The organism is Mycolicibacterium hodleri, from assembly GCF_025822245.1.
Taxonomy (GTDB): domain Bacteria; phylum Actinomycetota; class Actinomycetes; order Mycobacteriales; family Mycobacteriaceae; genus Mycobacterium; species Mycobacterium hodleri.
Map to the genome: position 1 here is coordinate 536,354 of NZ_JACKTL010000033.1, position 25,279 is coordinate 561,632.

The 25,279-nt window shown below is 67.7% G+C and carries 26 protein-coding genes; 4 read left to right on the forward strand and 22 right to left on the reverse strand.

Annotation, left to right across the window (positions count from 1 at the left end; translation table 11 throughout):
* Positions 1-22: 22 nt before the first annotated feature.
* The 10 genes from H7J06_RS15065 to H7J06_RS15110 are packed head-to-tail and all read right to left on the reverse strand — an operon-like array spanning position 23 to position 10,782.
* Positions 23-1,102: an ABC transporter ATP-binding protein gene (locus H7J06_RS15065; protein WP_264039704.1), complete on the reverse strand. Its 1,080-nt coding sequence runs from the start codon at positions 1,100-1,102 to the stop codon at positions 23-25.
* 10 nt (positions 1,103-1,112) lie between these two features.
* Complete coding sequence (locus H7J06_RS15070; protein WP_264039705.1) at positions 1,113-2,021, reverse strand: carbohydrate ABC transporter permease; 909 nt, start codon at positions 2,019-2,021, stop codon at positions 1,113-1,115.
* A complete protein-coding gene (locus H7J06_RS15075; RefSeq protein WP_149479918.1) occupies positions 2,021-2,911 on the reverse strand; it encodes a carbohydrate ABC transporter permease in 891 nt (296 codons plus the stop codon). Before H7J06_RS15075 ends, H7J06_RS15070 begins: the two co-directional genes overlap by 1 nt.
* Positions 2,912-2,923: 12 nt before the next feature.
* Positions 2,924-4,204 carry an ABC transporter substrate-binding protein gene (locus H7J06_RS15080; RefSeq protein ID WP_264039707.1) on the reverse strand — a complete coding sequence of 427 codons (1,281 nt, stop codon included), beginning with the start codon at positions 4,202-4,204 and terminating at the stop codon, positions 2,924-2,926.
* A 23-nt stretch (positions 4,205-4,227) separates the two neighbouring features.
* Positions 4,228-5,538 (reverse strand): alpha-galactosidase, encoded by a 1,311-nt coding sequence (gene melA / locus H7J06_RS15085; protein WP_264039708.1) that lies wholly within the window; start codon positions 5,536-5,538, stop codon positions 4,228-4,230.
* Complete coding sequence (locus H7J06_RS15090) at positions 5,535-6,482, reverse strand: DMT family transporter (RefSeq protein WP_264039709.1); 948 nt, start codon at positions 6,480-6,482, stop codon at positions 5,535-5,537. Before H7J06_RS15090 ends, melA begins: the two co-directional genes overlap by 4 nt.
* Positions 6,479-7,474 (reverse strand): N-acetylglucosamine kinase, encoded by a 996-nt coding sequence (locus H7J06_RS15095; protein ID WP_264039710.1) that lies wholly within the window; start codon positions 7,472-7,474, stop codon positions 6,479-6,481. Before H7J06_RS15095 ends, H7J06_RS15090 begins: the two co-directional genes overlap by 4 nt.
* On the reverse strand, positions 7,467-8,603 hold the full coding sequence (locus tag H7J06_RS15100; RefSeq protein ID WP_264039711.1) for an SIS domain-containing protein: 1,137 nt from the start codon (positions 8,601-8,603) through the stop codon (positions 7,467-7,469). The genes H7J06_RS15095 and H7J06_RS15100 overlap by 8 nt, the downstream gene beginning before the upstream one ends.
* A complete protein-coding gene (locus H7J06_RS15105) occupies positions 8,600-9,910 on the reverse strand; it encodes a D-tagatose-bisphosphate aldolase, class II, non-catalytic subunit (protein WP_264039712.1) in 1,311 nt (436 codons plus the stop codon). The genes H7J06_RS15100 and H7J06_RS15105 overlap by 4 nt, the downstream gene beginning before the upstream one ends.
* A complete protein-coding gene (locus H7J06_RS15110) occupies positions 9,907-10,782 on the reverse strand; it encodes a class II fructose-bisphosphate aldolase (protein ID WP_264039713.1) in 876 nt (291 codons plus the stop codon). Before H7J06_RS15110 ends, H7J06_RS15105 begins: the two co-directional genes overlap by 4 nt.
* Positions 10,783-10,919: 137 nt before the next feature.
* Here H7J06_RS15110 and H7J06_RS15115 point away from each other — a divergent pair, with 137 nt between their 5' ends.
* Positions 10,920-11,708 carry a DeoR/GlpR family DNA-binding transcription regulator gene (locus H7J06_RS15115; RefSeq protein ID WP_264039715.1) on the forward strand — a complete coding sequence of 263 codons (789 nt, stop codon included), beginning with the start codon at positions 10,920-10,922 and terminating at the stop codon, positions 11,706-11,708.
* A 9-nt stretch (positions 11,709-11,717) separates the two neighbouring features.
* On the opposite strand, the gene H7J06_RS15120 is transcribed toward H7J06_RS15115, so the two are convergent.
* Positions 11,718-12,572, reverse strand: coding sequence for an LLM class F420-dependent oxidoreductase (locus H7J06_RS15120; protein WP_264039716.1), 855 nt, complete (start codon positions 12,570-12,572; stop codon positions 11,718-11,720).
* Positions 12,573-12,642: 70 nt separating this feature from the next.
* Between H7J06_RS15120 and H7J06_RS15125 the strand changes: the two genes are divergently transcribed.
* A complete protein-coding gene (locus H7J06_RS15125) occupies positions 12,643-13,227 on the forward strand; it encodes a TIGR03086 family metal-binding protein (RefSeq protein ID WP_264039717.1) in 585 nt (194 codons plus the stop codon).
* A gap of 96 nt (positions 13,228-13,323) precedes the next feature.
* On the opposite strand, the gene H7J06_RS15130 is transcribed toward H7J06_RS15125, so the two are convergent.
* The 5 genes from H7J06_RS15130 to H7J06_RS15150 all read right to left on the reverse strand — a co-directional run bounded on the left by H7J06_RS15130 (position 13,324) and on the right by H7J06_RS15150 (position 17,818).
* A complete protein-coding gene (locus H7J06_RS15130) occupies positions 13,324-14,700 on the reverse strand; it encodes a 9-bladed beta-propeller domain-containing protein (protein ID WP_488199444.1) in 1,377 nt (458 codons plus the stop codon).
* 18 nt (positions 14,701-14,718) lie between these two features.
* Complete coding sequence (locus H7J06_RS15135) at positions 14,719-16,014, reverse strand: 9-bladed beta-propeller domain-containing protein (protein ID WP_264039719.1); 1,296 nt, start codon at positions 16,012-16,014, stop codon at positions 14,719-14,721.
* Between the two features lie 92 nt (positions 16,015-16,106).
* Complete coding sequence (locus tag H7J06_RS15140; protein WP_264039720.1) at positions 16,107-16,562, reverse strand: YbaB/EbfC family nucleoid-associated protein; 456 nt, start codon at positions 16,560-16,562, stop codon at positions 16,107-16,109.
* The gene (locus H7J06_RS15145; protein ID WP_264039721.1) at positions 16,563-16,886 is read right to left on the reverse strand and encodes an ESX-1 secretion-associated protein; all 324 of its coding nucleotides are present in this window, start codon (positions 16,884-16,886) and stop codon (positions 16,563-16,565) included.
* Positions 16,883-17,818, reverse strand: coding sequence for an EspA/EspE family type VII secretion system effector (locus H7J06_RS15150; protein ID WP_264039722.1), 936 nt, complete (start codon positions 17,816-17,818; stop codon positions 16,883-16,885). The genes H7J06_RS15145 and H7J06_RS15150 overlap by 4 nt, the downstream gene beginning before the upstream one ends.
* Before the next feature lie 188 nt (positions 17,819-18,006).
* Between H7J06_RS15150 and H7J06_RS15155 the strand changes: the two genes are divergently transcribed.
* Positions 18,007-19,014, forward strand: coding sequence for a PHP domain-containing protein (locus H7J06_RS15155; RefSeq protein ID WP_264039724.1), 1,008 nt, complete (start codon positions 18,007-18,009; stop codon positions 19,012-19,014).
* On the opposite strand, the gene dinB is transcribed toward H7J06_RS15155, so the two are convergent.
* Together dinB and H7J06_RS15165 are read right to left on the reverse strand one after the other, a co-directional pair.
* Positions 19,011-20,273, reverse strand: coding sequence for a DNA polymerase IV (dinB, locus tag H7J06_RS15160; RefSeq protein ID WP_264039725.1), 1,263 nt, complete (start codon positions 20,271-20,273; stop codon positions 19,011-19,013). The genes H7J06_RS15155 and dinB overlap by 4 nt on opposite strands.
* 128 nt (positions 20,274-20,401) lie before the next feature.
* Entirely contained in the window at positions 20,402-21,043 is a 642-nt protein-coding gene (locus H7J06_RS15165; protein ID WP_264039726.1) for a TetR/AcrR family transcriptional regulator, read from the reverse strand.
* A gap of 76 nt (positions 21,044-21,119) precedes the next feature.
* Here H7J06_RS15165 and H7J06_RS15170 point away from each other — a divergent pair, with 76 nt between their 5' ends.
* Complete coding sequence (locus tag H7J06_RS15170; protein WP_264039727.1) at positions 21,120-22,589, forward strand: flavin-containing monooxygenase; 1,470 nt, start codon at positions 21,120-21,122, stop codon at positions 22,587-22,589.
* A 71-nt stretch (positions 22,590-22,660) separates the two neighbouring features.
* Here the strand turns inward: H7J06_RS15170 and rraA are convergent, their stop codons facing one another.
* The 4 genes from rraA to H7J06_RS15190 all read right to left on the reverse strand — a co-directional run bounded on the left by rraA (position 22,661) and on the right by H7J06_RS15190 (position 25,163).
* Positions 22,661-23,143, reverse strand: a complete 483-nt coding sequence (gene rraA / locus H7J06_RS15175) for a ribonuclease E activity regulator RraA (protein WP_264039728.1) — start codon at positions 23,141-23,143, stop codon at positions 22,661-22,663.
* Between the two features lie 14 nt (positions 23,144-23,157).
* Complete coding sequence (locus H7J06_RS15180; protein WP_264039730.1) at positions 23,158-23,634, reverse strand: hypothetical protein; 477 nt, start codon at positions 23,632-23,634, stop codon at positions 23,158-23,160.
* Between the two features lie 90 nt (positions 23,635-23,724).
* Positions 23,725-24,660 carry a CopD family protein gene (locus H7J06_RS15185; RefSeq protein ID WP_264039731.1) on the reverse strand — a complete coding sequence of 312 codons (936 nt, stop codon included), beginning with the start codon at positions 24,658-24,660 and terminating at the stop codon, positions 23,725-23,727.
* Positions 24,657-25,163 carry a copper resistance CopC family protein gene (locus tag H7J06_RS15190; protein WP_372515315.1) on the reverse strand — a complete coding sequence of 169 codons (507 nt, stop codon included), beginning with the start codon at positions 25,161-25,163 and terminating at the stop codon, positions 24,657-24,659. Before H7J06_RS15190 ends, H7J06_RS15185 begins: the two co-directional genes overlap by 4 nt.
* Between the last annotated feature and the right edge of the window lie 116 nt (positions 25,164-25,279).

Genomic DNA, 25,279 nt, shown 5'->3' on the forward strand with positions numbered 1-25,279 from the left:
TCTACCTGGCCGTCAGTAAGCGCTACAGCGCGATGCGTTCCCGGGTTGGGTGCGCGTCTCCGGTCGTCGCGTCGAAGAAGTAGGTGCGCTCCGGCGGCATCGACAACCCAATGCGCGTGCCCGCATCCAGCGACGTACCCGCCGGCGCCTGCACGACCACCCTGGTGTCGTCGCCCACGATGGCGGTGACCAGGGCGTGGCTGCCCAACGGCTCGACGAAGTCGACGCGCGCGGGCACCATGCCGTCGGCCATGGTCGTGCGCACCTCGAGGTGTTCGGGCCGCACGCCGACCGTCACCGGGCCGTCGGGGGTCGCCGCCGCGGTGATCGCCGCGTCCCCCACGTGGAGCGTGCCGTGGCGCACGACACCGGGCATCAGGTTCATCGGCGGACTGCCCATGAACGCCGCGACGAAGGTGTTGGCCGGCCGGTTGTAGATGTCGTCGGTGGTGCCGATCTGCTGCACCTCGCCACGGGACATGACGCACAGCCGGTCCCCGAGGGTCATCGCCTCGACCTGGTCGTGGGTGACGTAGATGGAGGTGACGGGCAGCTCTCGGTGCAGTCGCTTGAGATCTCCACGCACCTGGTTGCGTAGCTTCGCGTCCAGATTCGACAGTGGTTCGTCAAGCAGGAACGCCTGCGGCTTGCGTACCAGGGCACGCCCCATCGCGACCCGTTGGCGCTGTCCGCCCGACAGCTGACCGGGCTTGCGGTCGAGGAGCTCGTCGATCTCCAACAGGGCGGCCGTCTCGCGCACCCGCCGTTCGACCTCGTCCCTCGGGGTCCGGCGTTGCCGCAGCCCGTACGCCAGGTTGCGGTACACCGTCATGTGCGGATAGAGCGCGTAGTTCTGGAACACCATGGCGATGTCACGCTCGCCGGGGGCCAGGCCGTTGACCACCGAACCCCCGATCCTGATCTCACCCGAGGTGGGCTTGTCCAGGCCCGCCAACAGTCGCAGCGCGGTGCTCTTGCCGCACCCCGACGGCCCGACCAGGATGAGGAACTCGCCGTCGCCGACGGTGAGGTTCAGGTTCTTGAGGGCGACGGTGCCACCGGCGTACTTCCGGGTGACGTCTCGAAACTCGACTTCTGCCAACGTAATCCCCTCAACCCTTGATTCCGGTACTGGCGACCGATTGGACGAAGTATCTCTGCGCGCCGATGAACACCAGCAGCATCGGCAGCAAGCTCATCACGTTCGCCGCCATCAACAGTGGCCACTTGACCCGGTGGGCGCCCTGGAAGTAGCTCAGCCCCAACGGAATCGTCATCTGGTCCTGGGAGGTGATGACGATCAACGGCCACAGGAAGTCGTTCCACGAGGTCAGCACCGTCAGCGCCGCCAGGGTGGACATCGCAGGCAGCGACAGCGGCAGCACGATCTTGAATAGGACGCCGAGCCGCGACGTGCCGTCCACCCGGGCGGCCTCCTCGAGTTCGACCGGCACGGTCTGAAAGAACTGGCGCAGGAAGAAGATGCCGAACGCGGTCGCCAGGTTGGGCAGCATCAACGCCCCGATGTGGTCGATGCCGAGACCGGCCCAGACGTTGTCCCCGAACCACTTCACGATGAGGAACACCGGGATCATCGTCACCTGGAACGGCACCATGAGCGTCGCCATCAGCGTCACGAACAGCGCGCCGCGACCGAGGAAGCGGATGCGGGCGAAGGCGTATCCCGCGAGGCTACAGACCACCAGGTTGCTGATCAGCACCACGACCGTGACCATCGCGCTGTTGAGGAAGAAGTGGCCGAATGGCGCTGCCGCCCAGGCCTCGGTGTAGTTCGCGAACCGCGGCCGCTCGGGCAGCAGCACCGGTGGGAAGTGGTTGGTCTCGCTCTCGGTCTCCAGGGACGTGACGAGCATCCACAGCAGCGGCAGGATCAACACGAAGGTCATCGGGATGAGCACCAGATGCCAGGGGCTGAACGGCAGCCGGAACCCGCGCTCGCGCCGCGGTGAGGGCGCCTCGCGGGCAACGGTTTCGGTCGGGGCTGACTCGGTGGTCGTCATCAGTTCTGCACGTGCTTCCGTGCGAGCCGGAACTGGACGGCCGTGATGAGCAGGATCACGACGAACAGCGCGTAGGCCATGGCCGCGGCATAGCCGGCGTCGAAGTGCACGAAGGCGCGGTCCCACAGGTAGTAGACGATCACGGTGGTCGCCCGCAGTGGGCCGCCGCGGGTGGTGGCGTAGACCTCGTCGAACAGTTGCAGCGCGTTGATGGTCAGCCACACCAGCAGGAACAGGTTCGCCGGACCCAACAGCGGCACGGTGATGGTGCGGAAGCGGGTGAACGCACTGGCACCGTCGATCATCGCCGCCTCGTGCAACTCGGCCGGAACACCCTGCAGCGCAGCGAGATAGACGATGACCGAGAAGCCGGTCCACCCCCAGATCGTCATCGCCACGATGACGAACAGGGCCTGTGACGGCGACGCCAGGAAGGGCTGCGAGGAGATGCCGACCGCGTTGAGTCCGGCGTTGACCAGACCGTAGTCACGGTCGGTGAGCCACAGGAAGATGATGCCCTGCGAGATCGTGGAGACCGCCATGGTGATGTAGGCGGCCGTCCGGTAGACGGAGATGAAGCGCACCGACCTGTTCATCGCCGCGGCGACGAACAGACCGACGAGCATGGTGCCGGGCACGAACAGCGCGGTGTAGACGATGGTGTGCTTGATCGCCTCGACGAAGACGGGGTCCTCGGCGAGCTTGCGGTAGTTCGCCAGCCCGACCCACGGCGTCTGTGGACGCAGCAGGTCGGACTGCTGGAACGACAACTGCAGTGACATCAGCACCGGCAGCAGGCCGAAGATTCCGATCAGCACCGCCGCGGGGCTGGCAAGGGCCCAGCCCGCCGCGGTGTCGGTGCGGCTCAGTCGTCCCAGCAGTGACGGCATGCGTTCTCCCGTCTACTTCTCGGCCAGGGCCGTGTCGGCGGCCGTGGCGGCGGAATTCAGGGCGTCCGCCGGCTGCTCCTTGCCGAGCATGACGGACACGATGGCCTGCCCGAGAGCCTCGGAGACGTCGGGGTACTGACCAACCGTAGGCCTCACCTTCTTCACGTTGGCGAGGTTCTCGACGAATGTTCCCGTGCCCGGCACGTTTTCGTTGAGCTTGGTGAGCACCGACTGGTCCTGGCCCACCGAGGTGCGGATGGGCAGGTCACCGGTGCCCAGCGAGAACGCCTTGACCTGCTCGGGTGCGGACAGCCACTTCACGAAGTCGACGGCCGCCTTCTTCTTGGCGTCGCCGTTGTCGAACACGACCCAGTTGTCCGGGCCTGCGATGGTCTGGTGGCCACCGCTCGAGCCGGCGAACGTGGGCATCACCTGCACGCCGTAGGAGATGTCGGACAGCTGGCTCAGATCCCACGGGCCGGTGATCAGCATGGCGACCTTGCCGCTGTTCATCAGCTTCGGCCCGTTCTCGTTGGTGGTGTCGAGGTACACCGACTTGTCGGTCACGGCCATCTGCTGCAGCACGGTCAGCGCCTTGACGCCCTCGGGGGAGTTGAACGCCGCCTTCGTGTTGTCGGAGTTGAGGATGTCGCCGCCGGCCTCCCAGAGCATCGGGAGGTAGTGCCAGGTGGTGTCCTCGCTGCCGTCGGCGGGGATCAGCCAGCCGTACTGACCCTTGCTCGGATCGGTGAGCTTGGCGGCGGCGGCCCGGAAGTCGTCCCACGTCCAGTCCTTCGTCGGGGGCGCCACCCCGGCGTCGGCGAAGAGCTTCTCGTTGTAGACGATCGCGAGGTTGTCCACCAGCGCCGGCACGCCGACGACCTTGTCGCCCACCGTCGCCGCTTCGCGCTCGGCCGGATAGAAGTCGTCCCACTTCCAGTCGGGGTTCTTCACCTCGTCGGCCATGTCCACGACCTGTGGGATCTGGGCGATGTTCGGCGACCACGACCCGAACATGTAGGCGACGTCCGGTGCGCTGCCGCCGCGCACCGCGGTCAGGACCTTCTGCAGCACCAGGTCGTTGCTGGAGTACAGCTCGCTGACCTTCACGTCGGGATGATCCTTGTTGTACTGGGCGATCAGCCCCTTGAAGACCTCGCCCTCGGTGTCCTGGTATCCGTGCCACACCGCGATCTCCGTCGGACCCGACGGCGACGAGCCACCGCCACCGCACGCGGTGAGAACGAAGGCGAGGATGGCGACCAACGCGATGCAGAGCCGAGATCGGATCATTTGGGACACTCCTTGTTGGGTTCTCATGGCGTGAGCGTGGTGCGGAGCGGTTCGGGCAGCAGATCACCGTGCGCGACGGTCAAGTCGTCGCACAGCCTCCAGATTTCGTCCACGGTCAGCGTGGCCGCGGTGTTCGGGTCGACCATGGCGGCGGCGCGCACCAACCGAGGATCGCCGTCGACGGCGGCCCGGACCGCGAGTTCGACCGGACCCAGGAAGTTGCGGTTGAGCGCGGCGCACTGCGGCGGCAGGTCGCCCACCCGCGTCGGGTGCGCACCGAGGGCGTCCAGCAGGGTGGGCACCTCCACGGCCAGCCCGTCGGGCAGGTTGGTGATCAGGCCGTCGTTGGCGACGTTGGCGGAGATGACCCGCGGCTGGCCCGTCTCGAAGGAGTGGATCACCTGGGGCGCGTACTCCGTCGACTCGGTGTCGATCCCCAACGTCGACCCGGCGGCCAATTCGGAACGCACCCTGGCATATTCGGCCAAGTTGGCCTCACTGATGCGGACATAGGCGCCGACGTCGAGGCGAAGCCGGTCGACTTCCTCGGGGTGGCGCAGGTACCACGGGACGTACTCGCTGGAGTGCTCGCTGGTCTCGGTGGGGTAGTAGCCGAGCCTGCGGTACATGTCCACCCGAACCCGCCTGCGCAGCTCGGGGTCGGTGGCGATGCGTTGGTCCAGAAGGGGATACAGGCTCTGGCCGCCGCGTTCCCAGCGCAGCACCCACGCCTGGTGGTTCACGCCGGCCGACCAGTACGACACCTCGTCGAACGGCACGTCGACGAGCTCGCACAGCCCGACCATCGTCCAGTACACGGAGTGGCACAACCCCAGCACCTTCAGCTTGGGGGCAACCTGACGCAGGTAGGTCACGTTCATCGCCATGGGGTTGGTGTAGTTCAGCAGCCACGCGTCGGGGCACACCTCCAGCATGTCCTCGGCGATGCCCGCCAGCACGGGGAAGGTCCGCAGTCCGCGGAAGATGCCGCCGATGCCGATGGTGTCGCCGATGGTCTGATGCAGGGCGTACTTCTCGGGAATGTCGAAGTCCCGCACGGTCGCGTCGTGCATGCCGACCTGGATCACGTTGATCACGTAGTCGGCACCGGCCAGTGCCCGGCGACGGTCGGCGACGGCCACCACCTCCGGATGCGCGCCCGCGGCTTCGGCGGTCGCGTTGGCGATGGCCTCGGCGGTCCGGAGGCGCTCGTCGTCGATGTCGTGCAGCACCACCCGGACCGAACCGAGTTCGGGGAACGAGAACACGTCGCCGAGGAGTTCGCGGGTGAACTCGACGCTGCCTGCGCCGATGATGACGATGGTGGGCTTCATCGGTGATCCCTGGCGACCGAAGGCTCCAGGACGGCCGCCGTGGGAGCTTCGCCACGTCGTTCGTCGGCGTAGACCATCAACGTCGAACCCACCAGCGCCAGAACGATTCCGATCGCGCCGTACGGAGTCGGCAAGGTCTGGTAGGCGACCAGCGAGATGATGACGGTGAGCGCGGGGGCGAGCGCGTTCGTGGTGGGGGCGACGATGGAGGCCTTGCCACGAGCGAGGGCCATCAAGAGGAAGAGTGCACCGATGGCGTTGAGCACCTGGGTGCCTGCTGTCAACGCGGGTGCCTGCCAGGGGAAGTCGGTGGGGATCCCGCCGAGGGAGAACAGGGCGACCGGGATCAGGAGCAGACCGCTGATGGTCATCCAGCCGAACGTGGTGGCCTCGTTGACGCCGATCGTCGCGGTCTTGCGCATGAAGTACGCCTGCACGCCCCACGCCACGCAGATCACGATGGCCAGCAGCAGCCACGGCCCCGACGAACCCTCGGAGTCACCGCCGGTGATGGTGAACAGCACGATGGCCGCCAGCGCCATCACCAGACCGACGACGGCGAGCGGCGCGATGCGCTCGCGGAGGAGCACCATCGCCATTACGACGGTGATGGCCGGGGAGATCGAGATGATCGGGAAGATGAGGTAGGCGGGGCCCATGGTCAGCGCTTGGAAGAGCGCGAGCTGGCCGCCCGCGCCGGTGAGCCCGATCAGCAAGCCGTAGATCGTGGCGGCGGGGCGTTTGTCCCACCGTTGGCCGCGCAGGATGACGGCCGCCGGGATGATCATGGTCAACGCCCAGATGCTGTAGATCATCTCGTCGGGATAGCCGTACTTGGTCGCGGGCAGAGCGGAGAATGCCCCCCACACGCCCCAGAACAGGACGAGGAGTGTCGCGTAGAAGATCCAGCTACGGGTGTGCCCGGTATTCGGGTTCGTGGTCATGGCGTTCTCACTTCGTCGAAGGTCGTTGCGTTGACGGACAATTGGCGTACCGCGTCGCTGCTCAGCGGCTCGCCCCGATGTTTGGCGGCGTACAGCGCGGCGCCGAGTGCGGGATCGAGCAGCGGACGCCGCAGGTCGTAGTTGGCGGGCTGACCCTCCAGCGCTGTCACGAAGAGCGCGCGGAAGCCGTCGTCGGAGAACATTCCGCCGGAGTACGACACCGGCACGGTCTCCCCGTCGGCGAAGCCGACCAACGTACGGGTGGTGTCGATCAACGTGACGAGCTCGTCCACGGCGGCGACGAGGATCTTCGCCGCCACCGGATCGTCCTCGCGGGCGGCCTGGCAGACCGTCGTGGCGAGCGCGGCGATGGAGGTGCGGTTGCCACCCCAGGTGTCGATCACCAGGCTGACGAGGTCGAGGTCACCGGCGAGCGCCAGCCGATCCGTGAGGAGGGCGTAGAGCGGGCCACGGCTCGACCGGCCGTCACTCATTCGGCTGAAGGCGTTCAATCCCTGTGTGGCAACCCAATACGCCGATCCCTCGTCGCCGAACAACTCACCCCAGCCGCCGACCCGGTGGCCCGTGCCCTGGCGCTCCCCGTAGGTCATGGAACCCGTGCCGCTGATGACGTTGATGCCGTCTTCGCCGGCCAACGACCCAGCCCACCCGCAGACCATGTCGTTGTCGCAGCTGTACCGGTCGTGGCCGAGGACCTTGCCGGGCACCGCGTCGAGCTTCTCGACGTCGGCGCTGGCCTCGCCGTAGCCAGGGAGGCCGAAGAAGGCCGCCGTGATGTCCGACGACTCGATGCCCGCTTGCGCGCAGACATCCGTGACACCCTGTGCCAGAGCGCTTTCCACCACGTCGAAGTTGGAGTTGAAGTAGTAGGACGGCGGCGCGGTGGCGCGCGCCAGAATCGTGCCGTCGGAGGCGATGAGGGCGAAGGCGGTCTTGGACCCTCCGCCGTCGACGCCGAGATAGTTAGGCATGGGTGGCGCCGCCCGTCATCGGATGGATGGTCACGCCCTTGACGACGCGGCTGACCTCGCCGGACGGGAACGGGTTGTCCGGCGTCTTGCGGTACTCCAGGGAGGTGAACAGCGCGACATACTGAGCGAACACCAGATAGGGCAGCGCGACGAGCGCGTCGTCCAGGCCGCCGAGGCCCGGAAGCACCAGGGACGGGCCAAGTTCGGCCGGAATGGGCTCGGTGCTGAGCACGGTGACGGCGTCTTGGCCGAGCTGGTTGCGGATTTCGGCGACGATGTCGAGGTCGTAGAGCCGCGTGTGCGGATCGGTCGAGACGTAGACCACGACGAGTGTGTCGGCGTCCAACACCGACTTCGGTCCATGGCGGAACCCCAGCGGCGAGTCGAAGTAGGTCACCACCTCGCCGGCCGTCAGCTCCAGCAATTTGAGGGCCGACTCGCGGGCCAGGCCCTCGAGGGGTCCGCTGCCGAGGTAGACGAACCGCTGCTTCTTGGTCTGGGCCAGTGCCCGGACGTCGCCTTGCTGGTCGACCACGTGCTGGGCCGCCGCGGCGAGGGCCTCGACGTCACCGGGAGTGGCAGGTCCGAGCATCAGCAAGCAGGACAACAACATCGAGGTCAGGCTCGACGTCATCGCAAAGCCGACGTCGTTGGTGCGTTCCGGCATGTAGACGACCAGCGAGTTCGCCCGGCCGACGTGCTCGCGTCCCAGCTTGCCGTCGCGGTCGCAGGTGAGCACGAGATGCCAGACCTCGTCGACCAATTCGTCGGCCAACGCGGTGGTCGCCAGGCTCTCGGGGCTGTTGCCCGAGCGGCCGAACGACACCATCAGGGTGGGGGTGTGGCGTTCCAGGAAGTCGAGGGGCCCCGCGACGATGTCGGTCGTCGGGATGGCCTCGACGCGGCGACCCAGGTGGCGGCGCAGGGCTGGGGCGGCGATCTCGCCGGCGAACGCCGAACTGCCGGCCCCGGTCAGGATGATGCGCAGATCTGGCCGGGCGACGAGCTCGGCGAGGAACGCGGCGGCGTCCTCGTCGGTGCGCCCGGCAACCTCGCGCCAGGCGTCGGGCTGCTGCCCGATCTCGAGAATGGTTGCGCCGCCGTCTTCTTGGGCGGGAATCGTGGTCATTGGGCTGCTCCAGGGGTCATGCACGCGCGTGCGTACGGTCGGATGGCGTCGCGGATCCGGTCGATCACGAGAGCCTGCGGGATGGGTTCGAGTTGGCCGGCCCGAATGCGCTCGTACTGACCGGGCAGGAATTGGCTGATCAAGGGCAAGGGGATTCCCGTGCGGTCCAGGTTCTCCAGCAGGGTGCGCCGGGCCGCGTCGACCTCGGGGTCTGCCCAGTAGTAACGCAGGCGATCGCTGTAGCTGTACCGACGGGCCGTCCGCTGCGCACGTGGCTCACCCTCGTAGTAGCCCTCCCAATACCTGGGTTCGGCCAGCATGCGGCGCTCGACGACCTCGACCAGGTTCGACCGTGAGGTGCGCGGCACCAGCTCCGCCTCGATCATCGCCAGGGCGAACAACGCCTCCCGCATCGCGAACGTCAGGCCCGGCCCGACCTTGAGGATCGCCCAGTGGTCCTCGACGAGTTCCCGAAGCTGTTCGGGGCGTTGGTAATCGGTGGAGTGAGCCTCGAAGACGAGGTTGGCCTCGGTGTCGAGGACAGTGCGCAGTTCCGCGGTCGCCTCGCGTTGGTAGTCCAACACGTTGACGTGGTCGAACTCGACGCCGGGTTGCACCACCAGCGCGACGACACGGGGCCAGACGTCGTCGAGGCCGACCTCGGCGAACGCCGAGCGGTGGGCGTCGACGGTGCGTCGTGCCCGGTCGGCGGGTGTCGGGGTGAGGTGGTCGAGTGTCTCGTGCGCGCCGCCGGGGACGGGTACCTCGGTGCCGATGACGTACACCGGCCCCGATGACCCGATGCGGTGCGCGGTGTCCTCGGCGATGCGCATCAGTCGTGCCGACCGGCTGGCGACGACCTCGTCGGCGAGCACGTCGGGATCGTCTGCGCACGACATGCTGCAGTCCAGGTGAATCTTGGTGTAACCCGCCTCGACGTAGGCGGCGATCAGGACGTCGGCCTTCTCCATTGCGGCAGAGGAGGATTCGCGTTGCCAGCGGTTGGGTCCAAGGTGGTCGCCGCCGAGGACGACGCGATCCCTGGCGAAGCCCTGGTCGTCGGCGACGCGCAGCACCAGGTCGCGGAACTCGGCGGGGCGCAGCCCCGTGTAGCCGCCGTACTGGTCGACCTGGTTCGACGTGGCCTCGATGAGCACGTAGCCGTCGTCGGCGGCAGCCTGCACCATGGCGGCCTCCACCACGGTGGGGTGAGCCGAGCAGACGGAGTAGACGCCGACCGGGCGGCCGGCCTTGTGCTGGGCGACGGTCTCGGCCAGCCAGTCGACGCGGCGCAGGGTGTCGGTCATCGGGTGCCACCGTTCGCCACGGGCCGCCGCGTCACGGCATGGCAGAGTTCGGCGACCGTGTCGGCGATTGCCGCGCGCCCGTCGGCCAGCGCTCGGCGCGGGTCGTTCGCCGTGGGATTCGCCGTGAGTGACTCGCGCAGCGCCCCGGTGTAGGCGAGGTTCAGCGCGGTTCCGACGTTCACCTTGCGGATGCCGGCATCGGTGGCCAGGCGGAGCTGGTCGTCGGACACCCCGGAGGAGCCGTGCAGTACGAGGGGCACCGAGACCGCCGCGGCGAGCCGGCGGATCAGCTCGACGTCGAGTTCGGCGTCGCGGGTGGTCATCGCGTGCGAGCTGCCGACCGCGACGGCGAGACCGTCGACCCCGGTGGCCTCGGCGAAGGCCGCCGCCTCCGCGGGGTCGGTGCGGACCCCGAAGTCGTGCGCGCCGCCCTTGCCGCCGACCGCGCCCAATTCGGCCTCGACCCACAGACCGGCGCGGTGACCGTGCTCGGCGAAGGCGTGTGTCCGTTCGACGTTGTCGCCGTAGGACAGGTGCGCGGCGTCGACCATGATCGAGGTGACGCCGAGAGCGGCCGCGGAATCGATGGCCTCGGCGATCAATGCGACGTCCTGGAAGTGGTCGAGGTGGATCGCCAACGGGGCGGTCGACTGCGCGGCGATGCGGGCACACGCCGACACCAAGGGGGCCATGCGACCGCCGTGGAACCGGACGGTGTTCTCGCTGACCTGCAGCAAGGCGGGTACACCGGCCCGTTCGACGCCTGTGGCGATGCCCTCGGCGTGCTCGACGGTGACGACGTTGAACGCCAGGACGGCGGTCCCGGCGGTGGTGGCCGAGGCGACGAGGTCGGCGGTGGCGGCCAGGCTCACTGGCTCACTCGCTGATGGGGGTGTGACGTGCGGAACATCTACCGATCATGGGAAGCTCGCTCAAAGCGCGCAATACAAGCGGGCAAAACGATCAGGAAAACTGATTGTGCGCGTCCTGCCCGGAGGAGTGTTCAGCGATGTCGATCAAGCGCACTGACCGGATGCGCGAAGTGTTGTCCCTCCTGCGGGATCGCGGCGAGGTGGCGTCACAGGTGCTGTGCAGCGAGCTGAAGGTGTCGGTGGCGACGCTGCGTCGCGACCTCAACGAGCTCGAGGAGCAGGGGTTGCTCGTCCGGACCCATGGTGGCGCGCGGGCCCTCGACCCGAGCGGCAGCGAGATCCCGGTGCGGCTGCGCGACCATCGGATGGTCGCCATCAAGCGACGGATCGCCCATCGCGCCGCCGCGCTGGTGCCGGCGGGCCCGCAGGCCGTCGCGCTCACCGGCGGCATCACGACGGGGGAGGTGGCCAGGTCGCTCAAGGGTCGCCCGAACATGACCATCGTCACCAACTCGCTGACGATCGCCGCCGACTGTGCCGTCGACGCGCACATGAAGGTGATCGCCACCGGCGGGTTGGTGCGGGCGAATACCCTTGAGGCCGTTGGCCCGATGTCCGAACACGCGTTCCAGGTGATCACCGTCGGCACCGCCGTTCTCGGCGCCGACGGCATGTCCGCCGAGATTGGCGCGACCACCTACGACGAGGCCGAGGCGCGCACCGCGATCGCGATGGCCGCGAACGCGCAACGCGTCGTCGTCGCCGTCGACGGATCCAAGATCGGGAAGGTGACGCTGGCGAAGATGGTGCCGCTGAGCGACATTCATCATCTGGTCACCGACTCGACCGCGAATCCCCAACAGCTGGAACGCATTGCGGCCGCGGGCGTGCACGTCCACGTCGTCGCGATCGACGACGACGCGTGAGGTCACCCCTTAGGGCGTCTTGAGCAGTCCCGAGTCGCGGATGGCCTCGGCCAGCGGTTCCAGGACGGCCGGGTCGTAGGGCGGTGGCAGGTAGATGATCGCCAGGTCGAGACCCTCGGCGCCCAACGCGACGCAATCCTCCACCACGGCTTGGTAGTTGCGGTCCTCGCCGAGGCGGACGTGCGCCGAGAGGGTGATCTCCTTCGGGTCGCGCCCGATGTCCTTGCAACGGGCCGCGAGCACGTCACGCTTCTGGGCGAATTCCGCCGGCGTCCCGCCGACGAAGTTCCAGTGGTCGGCGTACTTGGCGGTGAGCGGAAGGGTCCGCTTCTCGCCGCTGCCGCCGATGCAGATCGGGGGATGCGGCTGCTGAGGACCCTTGGGCTCGTTGCGGGCGTCCTTGAGCTGGTAGTACTTGCCGTCGAAGGTCGTCGACTCCTTGGTCAGCAGGCTGGTGAGGACCTCACAGGCCTCCTCGAAGCGGTCGAAGCGCTCCTTGATGGTGCCCAGCTCGATGCCGTAGGCGCCGGATTCCTCCTCGTTCCAGCCCGCACCGATGCCGAGTTCGAGGCGTCCGTTGGAGATGACGTCGAGCGCGGAGGCCATGTTGGCCAACACGGCGGGATGGCGGTAGTGGATGCCGGTGACCAGCACGCCGACCCGCAGCCGTTTGGTGGCCTGCGCCAGCGCCGTCAGAGTGATCCAGCCCTCCAGGCAGGGGCCGGTGGAGTCGGAGAAGATCGGATAGAAGTGGTCGAAGGTCCAGCCGGACTCGAAGACGTCGATGTCGTCGGCCGTCTGCCAGATGGGCAGCATTTCCGACCACGTGGTGTTTTGGGGGGATGTCTTGAAGGCGAATCGCACTCAACCAACCCTAGACCCGCAACCTGTCGGGCGTCGACGAGTTTCTGGTCCGGCGCGGGTCGGTATGGACATGAACGACAAGACCCTCTTGGTTTCGAAGGCCTGCGCGCGGACCACCGACGTCCTCGCCGGCGTAACGGACGACCAGCTCGACCGAGCCACTCCGTGCGAGAAGCTGAGGCTGCGCGAGGTGGTGGCGCACCTGGGTGGGCTCGGCGCGGCATTCGCCGCGTCCGCGCGCAAGGACGTCGGCGAGCTCACCGACAGTCCACCGGGCGACGGCGGCTACCAGCTGGAGGCCGACTGGCGGTCCCGCTACCCGGCCAACCTGGCGCTGCTCGCCGACGCGTGGGGTGACCCGGGCGCGTGGGACGGCATGACCCGCGTCGGCGGCGTCGACCTGCCAGGCGAGGTGTGCGGCATGGTCGGGCTGACCGAGGTCGTGGTGCACGGGTGGGACGTGGCCGTGGCCACCGGCCAGGGGTACGAGGTCGACGACGACGTGGCCGAGGCGGTGCGCGAACACCTGGCCAGCTTCACCGCGGCCGGTCCCGTGGAGGGACTGTTCGACGCGGCGGTCGACATCGGTTCGGACGCAACGGCATTGGCGCGTGCTGTCGCGCTGAGTGGTCGGGATCCCCGGGTCTGGGCGTAGTCAGGTAACCCTGCTCGGCTCGCGTCAACCGCACGGGGCTGGGGGCCAATGCACCCTGAACCTTGACATCACCGGTGATAGCCGGTCGCCGGACGGCTATCGAGGCGCGACGAGTGACGTCAATTCGTTTCCGTCGTCGGATAGTTGAATGAGCGACGTGTCGATTCGCCAGACGTCTCGGAACGAGCCGAACGGAGACTCGATCGTCCAGAGAACGTCGCACGTCGCGAGGTCCACGGCCTTCGTGACCAGTCCGACATTCGGGGTGTCGGATTGGAAGATCGCCACCTTGCCGTCAGTGGCAATGTAACTGGACAGGGTGACTTTGCAGGCCTTCCCCTTGGAACCCGTGGTGAGGTCGTATTGCTGGGGGTCGTGGTCCATGGATTGTCCGTCGGCGAACAGCGTGGTCCCAATGAGCAGCGCGGTATCGCCGGGGGTGAAGCGAAAGATGTCGGCCAGCTTTTCGCCGGCAGGGCTGAAAACGACCGATTCGGGGGCCGACTCGACGATCGGAATGTCCATCGATGTGGTGGAGAGGAAGCTCGAAACATCGGCACGGCCCAGTTTCCTGCCGACGTCGTCGAAGAACTCGATACCGTCTGGAATCGATTTCCTTTGCGAATCCACCACTTCGACCGCGAACCCGCCTGGATACACCACGGCTGACAATGGTCTTAGGCCAGCGTCGAGTTCTGGGGAGACGACTTTGCCGTCCACGAGGGAGAAGACGGTGGTTTGGTCGCCACCTGCATCTTGGGCGGCAAGAGCGGTGGGCGCCACGTTGGTCGCTCCTGACAGCCTCTTCATGACCTGACCCTTGCCCGGCACGAACCACGTGGTCTCGGCGTGCGGGCCGATCCCGAACACGCCCTGCCCAGTTGTCTGCGCCACTGCGTAGGACCCGGCTTGAGTGACGCGAAGGGCACCCGATGACGTTCGGAGATCGGTTGGGCCGGTGAACGTCACGACGCCCGAGCGAGTGTCGACCACCCAGGCGGTTCCGCCCTGGTCGCCGTCGCGAAGGCACAGCACGGCGTCGGGTCCGTTGAGGAAGCACGATGGGGAAGTCGTCGCGGCGTCGAGTCGTACCGGCGCGAAGAGACGCCCGCCCGTATGTGCATCGATCCCGATCAGCCACCACTGGCTGCCCGCGGCGTCGGGAGTCCGTGCGAGCAGGAACCCACGCGGTCCTAGATCGCCGACGAGGGGTTGCGACCACGTGGCGTCGGGGCTCGAGGCGAACGTACTTCCTGGTGGCAGACCGACGTCGCCGACGCGTGCCGTCCAGCCGGGAACGGGCCGAACGTCCATGCGCGAGGCGAGAAATGTTTGAGGTGGCGGCTGCCAGTTGGAATTCGTTGTGTCACTGGGGGTGTGGCCGCTATCGCCGTGCGCATGGAGGACCGCTCCCACGGCCACCAACGCTACGGCGGCGAACCCAACCCGTAGGGAGCGCACACGGCGACGCATCTGCTTACTCAACCAGTCCTATTGCGGCGCAACTAGTGACGCCAATTCGGTTCCGGTGTCAGACAGCCGGACCAAAGTGTCACCGGTCCTGACCAGTCTGCCGAGGGAGCCCGCGGGTCGTGGTATCGACCAGGCGAGACGACACGTGGCGAGATCGTACGCCTGCGCCAGGTCATCGGACTTCGGATTGAGCGGCGCTCGCACGGCCACGGACCCGTCGCTGCCGAGATAGCCGCCGAAGTCGATGTCGCACGGCTTACCCGGGTCGCCGGTTCGAAGGTCATACGGCTGGCTGTGGTGGACCGCCCCACCGCTCTTCGTCACCCAGAGAGTTGACCCGATGAGTTGAATGCCGCCGGCTTGCTCGCGCGGAAGGTCGAGCAACCTCGCCCCATCTGGGGCGTAGATCCCCCAACGGTCGTCGTCGAAAACCGCCGTCAGATTGGCCGTGGTACCGACCACCTGATTTCCGCCAACGTCCGCCGTCTTACGCCCCGCGTCATCGAACAACTGCACGGCAGGTAACCCGCCGCTGGAAGCGACCTCGGCGGCGAAACCTGCGTCGAAGAAGCGGACGCTGCGCACCAAGGCATCAGGAGGAGTGTCCGGGTGAATGATCTTCCCGTCGGTCATTGCGAAGAGGTCGCCGCCCAACCCCTCGCCCCGACTCTGAAAGGCAACGCCGCCATTGTGTGAGGCGACGACGCCAACGCCCCCGACGAACCACGTCGGCGCCGCATCCGGGCCTACACCGTAGACGCCTTCACGTTCAGTCTGCGCAACGAGATAGTCGCCCAATTGTCGGGGCCTCAGCTTGCTGGAGTAGAGGTCAAGGTCGGTCCGACCCATGTACGTGAGCATGCCGGTATCTCCGTCCACGACCCACGCGGTTGCCGCTGCGGAATCCTCGGCGACGCACACCACGGCTCGACCGTTGGCGAAGCAGCTCGGTGGGCGCTGGCCCGCATTCAGCGCAACTGGCGGGAACAGCCGGTGCCCGTCGCGCGCGTCCACTCCCGCAAGCCACCACTGTGGGTCGGTCGCGCCAGAGGTCGCCAGCACATAAGTGCGAGAGTCGGATGTCGTGATGATTGGACCTGGCGCAGTTGAATCACCAGAAGTGGTGAACCTCGCATCGGACGGCAGACCGAGGCTGTTGACGCTGGCCTTCCAGCCGGGAACCGGCTCGACCCCCATCGGTGACAGAAGGCTCTGCGGTGGAGGCTGCCAGTGCCGCCGCGTCCATTGATCCTTGCCGCCGCCGATCAGCCACCATCCAGCGCCGCCGGTGACGGCGACTACGACGACCGTCAACGTCGCGGCGATGAGCGGCCAGCGTCGGCGCCGCGTCCGGAACGGCGCGGCCACGACGGATGTCGCAGGGTCACGCCACTGGGGTTGGTCGTTCACGCGGACCAGTCGTCGTTCGCGTATCGGGTGGCGAATACGTGCGCCTTGTGGGCCAGAACCGCGTCGGGGGACGGGAGGCCGAGTTCACGTTCGAGGAAACCGAGTGTCGAGGTGCGGTCATGACCAAGACGCTGAAGTAGCGCCGACGCCAACAAGTGCTGGCCGGCCCTTGCATTTTGCGTAGCAAGGCCCGCGATGACGGAGATTTCCTCGCTTAGCTGACTTTCGGGCATGTCGACTACTTCTGGGGCGAGTTCGACGTGCACTGGCTGGCCGTTGGCCAATGCCGTAACCGAGACCGTGCCGCGGGGGTTGGTAACGGTGAACAGCATCTCCTGTGGCTCGCCGGTTTCATCGTCCTGTCCCGATGGGCTGTCATCTTGAGCCGAAGGCGAATTCCAGTCGTCTTGATCCTCATCGTCGTCCCACGATGACGATCTTGGACCAGTCACTCACACCCCACACGCATCGATGTCTCCACTGGTGCTCGCGTCGGTGTCGTCATAGGAGTTGGCGGCTGCCGTCAGTTTCTCCGCTAGCTCGTTGGAGACACGGACGAGCGCCCCGCCCGCGGTCCGGCGAGCGGTCTCAGCCGATGAAACGGCGACATTCGTTGCCGTGCAAACGATCCCGTGGGTATCCCACATGCTCCGACCGGGATCGACGATGGAACGGTTTGCCCCGGTGATCTGGTCGACTGCAGTCTGCTGCACTGTCATCAGGTGCCGGACGTGGTCCGTCAGGACACTCAGGTTCTTGTCTGAGTCGGTCGTCATGGGGTTCCGTTCGTGCGGGCTGGCGGCGGCGCGCTCGAGCCGTAGGGGGTGGCGGGGACGGACGGGGGCGGTACTTCAGGACCCGGCACGGTGTAGGGCGTGCCCGGCAGTGAGCGGGAGGGCGGGCGAGTCCCCTCGTCGGCGCCGGGCAGCGGGGTCGCGTCGTCGGGAAGGGCCAGCGGGTGCTCGTCGTCTGGCAAGGAAAAGATGTCGCAACCGCCGGCTGGGTTCCCCGACGTATCGCGGCCGGGCGCGTCGTACTTGGAGATGTGTTGATTGATGTTGAAGGCGTTCTCGATACTGTTCTTGACGAGAACACCGATCGTGGCATTGACAGTCGCCATGGCGCCCGCGGCTGCGGCGACGTCGAGAGCGAACTTGATTGCAGCGGACGGCGGAGTCGCGTTCATCCAACACGTCGCGAGGTCGTAGTCGGTCAGGTTCTGCGAGGTTTCGTCAAGGGTGGTCCGAGTTCGTGAGACCTGGCCGGCCTCCGTGTCGATGATCTTCGCAATCTCCAGATCCGCGACCTGCACGTCTGATGCGCACCGGCGGTGGGAGGCGTTTACCGCGTTGTAGATCTGCGAGGCAGTGCCGTCCCAACGGTCGCTGTGGGGTTCGGCCTTGATGAGGGTGTCGACGACCGTCTCCAGCCGTCCACTGGATTCGCGGAACTCGTCGCCGGTGCAGGGGTCTCCAGCTCCGGTGGACTTCTTGAGCAGGTCAATGGCCAGTTGGGCAGCGGAGAGAACCTTCGATTCCGCGAGCTTGACGACCGTGCTGTTGGAGAGTGCTCCTGAAACGGGTCCCATGCTGACACCCAGACTGGTCAAACCCTGGGCGATGTCGTTGGCGTCGCCCACGACCTTTCGACCGTCGTTCAGCGCCGAATGGAGATCGCCGGAAGCTACGTCGCCGACGAAGTTCGGCACGTCGGTCCATGCGCTGCGGACGCCGTTGACGAGGTCGACCGGCGTCGCCGTCTCGACGACGTCCAGCACCTTCCCCAGTTCGTCCAGCAGACTCAACGCAACCCCCTCCAGGCCCGTGAAAATCGTAACAGCGAAGCGCGAGGGGACCTGACGGCAAAATCGTCCCCGCTCAAGGGCACACTGGACTCGTGGACCCAGTCGCAGCGCTGCGCCAGATCGCGTATTACAAGGACCGTGCCCGTGAGGACTCCCGGCGGGTAATGGCCTACCGCAAGGCCGCCGACGTCGTCGAGGGTCTCGACGACGCGCAGCGCGCCAAGCACGGCAACGCCGACAGTTGGCAGTCGCTGCCCGGCGTCGGGCCCAAGACCGCGGCCGTCATCGCGCAGGCCTGGGCCGGGCGCGAACCCGACGTGTTGGTCGAATTGCGCTCCAACGCACAGGATCTCGGCGGCGGCGAGATTCGGGCGGCGCTCAAGGGCGACCTGCACCTGCACTCCAACTGGTCGGACGGCTCGGCGCCGATCTCGGAGATGATGGCCGCCGCGAAGGCGCTCGGCCACGAGTACTGTGCATTGACCGACCACTCGCCGCGCCTGACCGTCGCCAACGGCCTGTCCGCAGACCGGCTGCGCGAGCAGCTCGACGTCATCGACGAACTGCGAGAGACGTTCGCGCCCATGCGAATTCTGACCGGCATCGAGGTCGACATCCTCGACGACGGCACCCTCGACCAGGACGACGACCTGCTCGCGCGGCTCGACGTCGTCGTGGCCAGCGTGCACTCGAAGCTGAAGATGGACTCCGCGTCGATGACCCGTCGCATGGTCCGAGCGGTATCGGGCGGGCAGGCCGACGTCCTGGGTCACTGCACCGGCCGGCTGGTCGAGGGCGGCCGCGGGCTCAGGGCGGAGTCGACGTTCGACGCCGAGAAGGTGTTCACCGCCTGCCGCGACCACGGCACCGCCGTCGAGATCAACTCCCGGCCCGAACGCCGGGACCCACCCACCCGGTTGCTCACCATGGCCCTGGAGATCGGCTGCGACTTCTCGATCGACACCGACGCCCATGCACCCGGTCAACTGGACTTCCTCGGTTACGGCGCCCAACGGGCCCTGGACAACGGCGTTCCCGTCGACCGGATCGTCAACACCTGGCCGGTGGAGAAGCTGCTGGCCTGGACCACGGCGGGTTAGTCCGGCAGCATCGGCATCTCGAGTCCGGGATCCCGGCCGACCAGCACGCCCCGCGTCACCGAGGCGTTGCCGAACCTCCGGCGAACCTCGTCCATCGCCGAGTCGACGGCCAACAGGTGCTCGGGCGTACCGGCTGGCCGGCGGCCCGCGTCGGATGTCTCGAACGGCAGTTCCAGCTCAAGCTGCTGGGCGCCCTCGCGGTCGATGTTGGACACCGCGAAGCCGACCAGCGTCAACCCTCGTTCGGCGATCAGCGGGGCGGCGGACGACACCAAACCTCTTGCCGCGCAGAGGATGGCGTCGGTCGACGCGGTGGCCCGTGGCAAGGTGTGGGATCGGGTGACCCGGCTGAAGTCGTTGAACCGCAGACGCAGCACGACGGTGCGGCCGGTGCGGTCCGATCGGCGCATCCGTCGCGTGATGCGGTCCACCAGATTGACGACCACGGCGTCGATCTCGCTGTGCGACATGCTGTTTCCCGCTCGACCCAGCGCGCGTTGCGCTCCGACCGAACGCCGTCGGACGCCCGTGACCACCCGGCGTCGGTCGACGTTGTGCGACAGCGCGAACAGTTGACGGCCCATCGCGCCGCCGACGATCGACCCGAGCATGGACTCGCTCAACTCCGCCACGTCGGCAACGGTGTGGATCCCGTGGGCGTGCAGCTTGTCGGAGGTCTTGGCGCCGACGCCCCAGAGTCGCCGTACGGGCAAGGGGTGCAGGAACTCCAACTCGCGGTCGGGTGGCACCAGCAGCAGCCCGTCGGGTTTGCCCTCCTGGCTGGCCACCTTGGCGAGGAACTTGGTTCGCGCGATGCCGACCGTGATCGGCAGGCCGACCTGGTCGCGCACCTGCTCGCGGAGCCGGGCCCCGATCTGCACCGGGGTGCCCGACACCCGCAGCAACCCACTGACGTCGAGGAACGCCTCGTCGACCGACAGCGGTTCGACCAGCGGAGTGGTGTCGTGGAAGACCTCGAACACCGCGGCGCTGGCGTCGGTGTAGGCCGCCATGCGGGGTGGCACCACGATGGCGTGCGGGCAGAGTTGCTTGGCCTGGCGCCCGCCCATCGCGGTCTTCACGCCGTATGCCTTGGCCTCGTAGCTGGCGGCCAGCACCACCCCGCCGCCGACGATCACCGGCTTCCCGCGCAGCGACGGGTCGTCGCGCTGTTCGACGGAGGCGTAGAAGGAGTCGAGGTCGGCGTGCAGGATCGTTGCCTGGCCCACTCCTCGATCCCGCCCGTCGGACACGAACACATGTTCGCATGGACGTCCGACCAACGGAATGGGCTCGACGAGACATAAGCGTTGGCGCCGACACGCCGACGCTGACCGCCGTGGGTTATGTCTCGTCGCGTGAGCGGGCTGGCTGGGCCCGACGAGGGCTACTGGTTGTCGCCGTAGATGCTGGTCAGCCAGATGTGGGCCAGGGTGTCGACGACGCGGTCCTGGGCGACGGAGCCGGGCTCGGCGACCAGCGTCGCGGTCATGGTTCGCTCGTTCATCATGTTGAGGGACGTGGCGAGGTCGTGCGCGTCGATGGTGGTGGGTGCGGCGCCGCGGGCTCGTTCGGCTTCGATCAGTGCGGCGGTCTGGTCGATCCACTTCTGCATGAACGCCGACCACACGGCTCGGAAGTCGGGGCTGCTCGCCAGGGCCTCGGTGCCCGCGCGTGCCACCACGCTGTGCGAGCCGAACGCGGTGAAGAAGGTGCGGATCCCCTCGCGGAAGGCTCGTCGCGGATCGGCCGGCAGGTGCTGTGTGGCCCCGTCGAAGCCGGTGTCGGCCCGCTGGATGAGCGGGTCGATCAGCGCCAGCAACACCGCGTCCTTGGACGGAAAGTAGAAATAGAACGTCGGTCGCGAGAGCCCGGCGCCCTTGGCCAGGTCGTCGACGGAGATGTCGGCGAACTTCTTGTCTTCGAGCAGTCGCTCGGCCGTCGCGAGAATGGCTGCCTCGCGCTCGTCACCCGACGGGCGCGTTGCGCGGCGTCCCCGTCCGGATCGGGCCGTGCTGGCAGTGGTCATGGGGGTTACTTTACTGCATGTCGAATTATTCAACAGGGTGTTGACCGACTCGACACCCTGTTGATAACGTGTCGCCATGATTGAACACCTCGACGTCCTGATCGTCGGCGCCGGCATCTCCGGCATCAGCGCGGCCTGGCATCTGCAGGACCGCTCGCCGTCGAAGACCTACGCGATCCTCGAACGCCGCGAGAACATGGGCGGCACGTGGGACCTGTTCAAGTACCCCGGCATTCGCTCGGACTCGGACATGTTCACCCTCGGCTTCCGGTTCAAGCCGTGGACGTCGGCCAAGGCGATCGCCGACGGCCCGTCGATCCTGTCCTACATCAAGGACGCCGCCGCCGAGAACGGCATCGACAAGAACATCCGCTACCGCCACCGCGTGGTGGCCGCCGACTGGTCCGACGCCGAAAACCGCTGGACCGTCACCGTCGACACCGGCGACGACGAGATCACCATGACGTGCTCGTTCTTCTTCGCCACCACCGGTTACTACAACTACGACGAGGGCTACTCGCCGGAATTCCCCGGATCCGCCGACTTCGCCGGCACGATCGTGCACCCCCAGCACTGGCCGGAGGACCTCGACTACGCCGGCAAGAAGATCGTCGTCATCGGCAGTGGCGCGACCGCGATCACCCTGATCCCCGCGCTGGTCAACAGCGGCGCCGGGCACGTGACCATGCTGCAGCGCTCCCCGTCCTACGTCGGTTCGCTGCCGGACGTCGACCCGGTCGCCGTCGCCGCGAACAAGTACCTTCCCGAGAACCTGGCCCACGTGGTCAACCGCTGGAAGGCGATCATCTTCAGCACCGCGCAGTACCAGCTGGCCCGCAAGTTCCCGAACTACATGCGCAAGACGCTGATGACCATGGCCAAGCGCCGGCTACCCGAGGGCTACGACGTCGAGAAGCACTTCGGCCCGAGCTACAACCCGTGGGACCAGCGACTCTGCCTGGCCCCCAACGGCGACCTGTTCAAGACCATTCGCAAGGGCAACGCCGACGTCGTCACCGACACGATCGACACCTTCGTTCCGGAGGGCATCAAGCTCACCTCCGGTGAGGTGCTGGACGCCGACGTCATCGTCACCGCAACGGGTTTGAACATGCAGCTGCTGGGCGGCCTCAAGCCCACCCTGAACGGTGAGCCGATCGACCTGACGTCGTTGATGACCTACAAGGGCCTGATGTTCTCCGGCATCCCCAACTTCGCCATCACCTTCGGATACACCAACGCGTCGTGGACGCTCAAGGCGGACCTGGTCTCCGAATTCGTCTGCCGGGTGCTGAACTACATGGACGACAACGGTTTCGACCGCGTCGTGCCCGAGCACCCCGGTTCTTCGGTCGGCGAACTGCCCTTCATGGACTTCGCGCCGGGTTACTTCCTGCGGGCGATCGACCAGCTGCCGAAGTCGGGCTCGCGGGCGCCGTGGCGGCTCAAGCAGAACTACCTGCTCGACCTCCGGCTGATCCGTCAGGGCAAGGTCGACGACGAGGCCCTGCACTTCACCAAACATCGTGCGGCCGTGGGGGTTTAGCCCTCACACCCAGCAGACGCGAACGCCCCTCATCCGAACGGGATGGGGGGCGTTTTCGACTCGCAGGGCGACTAGGGCGCGGCGACGACCACGATTCCGTCGTCGTCGCAGTAGGCGATCTCCCCGGGGGTGAACGTCACGCCGCCGAAGGTGACCGCGACGTCGCGCTGGCCCTCTCCGGTCTTGGTGCCCTTGCGCGGATTGGTGCCGAGGGCCTTGATGCCGAGGTTCATCGTGCGCAACGCGGCGGCGTCGCGGACCGCGCCGTGGACGATCACTCCCGCCCAGCCGTTGTCGACGGCGAGACCGGCGATCACGTCGCCGACCAACGCCGTGTGCAGCGACCCCTCCCCGTCGACCACCAGGACGCCACCGTGCCCCGGCTCGGACAGGATGGACTTCAGCAGTGCGTTGTCCTGAAAGCACCGCACGGTGGTGACGGGTCCGGCGAACGTCGTCGTGCCACCGAGGTTCTGCAGTTGCAGATCGCAGCTGCGGACGTCGGGGTAGATCTCGTCGACGAGGTCGGCGGTGGCGCGGGGTTCGATGGTCACGGCTCGATGCTAGGTCAGTCGTCGTCGGAGCTGCGACGCGCCAGCAACACGACCAGGAGCGCCAGTGCGCCGGCCGCCACGGCGACGACCAGCGGCAGTCGGGACGATTCCGGCCCAGGCAGCGGAATGGGTGTCGGAGCGCTGGCGACCGTCGACTTCGCTTGCGCGGCAGCCTCCTTCGCCGGCGAGATCGGTTCCGGCGGTGCCGGCGGAGCAGGCGGGGAGGGCGCCGCCGCGACGGGCGGCGGGGGCGTCGGTGCGGCCGCCGCAGCCGGTGGCGGAGGTGGTGGTGTCGTCGCCTTCTTCGCCGGCGCCTTCTTGGCGGGCGCGGCTTTCTTGGCGGGCGCCTTCTTCGCCGGCGCCTTCTTGGCGGCCTTGGCTGGCGGCGTCTTGGCCGGTGCCTTCTCGGGTGCCTTCGGGGCCTGGTCGGCGACAGCGTCCGGCGATCGGTCGTCGGGCGTCTGGCCCTGTCGATCCTGCTCGTCGGCCATAGGGGCTGCTCCTTTGCGGTCTTGCGTCACAGCGTCGGCGTGCGATGGGTCATCGGCAGCGGTGACCATCATGCCAGTTGGCGATTTTGCCTAACCGGTCACGGCCAGCGCGGCTGCCAGCGTCAGGGCGATGGCCATCACCGCCAGCTCGGTCCGGGACTTGCGTCGCGACACGTCGACGGTGACGCGGTGCGACCGCGCTGCCGGCAGCCAACCAGCCCGATTGCGGGCCGCCAGCACCACCAGGACGACCGTGACTACCAGCTTGGCCGCCAGCACCCGGCCGTACGGGGTTCCGTACAGGTCGGTCGGGGACTGCAGCGTCCCGAACGCGCCCACCACGCCGAACACCAGCAGCACCACCACGCACCAGAACGACATCTGGGAGAACCGCGGCAGCACCCTGGCCCACTGGCCGCGGTGGGTCACCACCAGCACCAGTGCGGCGAGCGCGCCGCACCACAAAGCGGCTGCCAACGCGTGCACTGCCACCGCCATCCCTCCCAGCGGACTCTCGGACAGGTGGCCGACCAGGCTGCGGCCCGCGACCCCGATGGCCGCCGCGCCGACGGCGATCACGCCCGTGGTCGACGACGGCCGGGTGCGTCCCGGCGCGGCGAGGGCGAGCGCGCACACCACCAGCGCCGCGGTCAGGCAGACCAGGCCGGCCCGCCCCACCGCGGTGTCGGTGGCGAACACCACGGTGGTGCGCACGCCGACCCGGGCCGCGGACGCGCCCGCCGCCTCGGCCGCGCCGACGAAGAGCCGGACCAGTTCGGCGATCGCCCACAACGCCGACACCACGACGAGAGGTCGCGCCGCGCGGGCGGCCAACTCGTCGCGGTGGCGCTCGACGTCGACCGCCGGCACGACGACCAGGCCGAGCGTCACCACCGCCGCAAGGTCGCAGACCGCGCGCACCACACTCGACGTGGGCGAATTCTGCGGATGCGCCGCCGCCCACGCGACCCCGGCGGCGCCCCCCACGCACAGGGCGCCGAGGAGCGCCGCCCGAAGTCGACTCACGCGCGCCGCCGCACCGCCAGCCAGGCCCCCGCGCCGAGGATGACCGCCGCCAGCGCCACGAACGGCCACACCGGCATCCCGTCCGACTCGTCCGACGTCCCCCCGACCTTCGGGCCGGGGGAGCCGGTTCCGGCGACCGTCAGGGTGAACGACCACGCCCCGCTCACCACGTGGCCGTCGGCCGAGGTGACGCGGTAGTTGACGGTGTAGCTACCGGTCGGACCCAGTGGCAGCAACGCGACACTGGCGACGGGACCCGCGATCTGCACGTCTCCCGTCGACCAGAGGTTGCCGTCCGGCCCCACGACCGTCATGGCCGCGAAGTCGGTCTGCAACCGCTCGTTGAACGTCGCGCTGACCCGTGCCGGTCCACTTCCGACGAAGCTGTCGGGCGCCGGATCGGCCGCCACGCGGATGGCGTGGGCGGACGCGACGCCCGCCCCGGCGAGCGCGAGTGTCGCGAGCGCCATCCCGATCAGGGCTGTTGCCGTCAACCTGCGGATCACGTCCGGCGGCGTCCGGTGAGCGCGACGACGACCCCCACGGCGGCGAGCACCAGCGCGCCGCCGGCCAACCACCGCGCGGTGTCGTCGGGACGCGCGGCGGCCGGTTCGGCGGC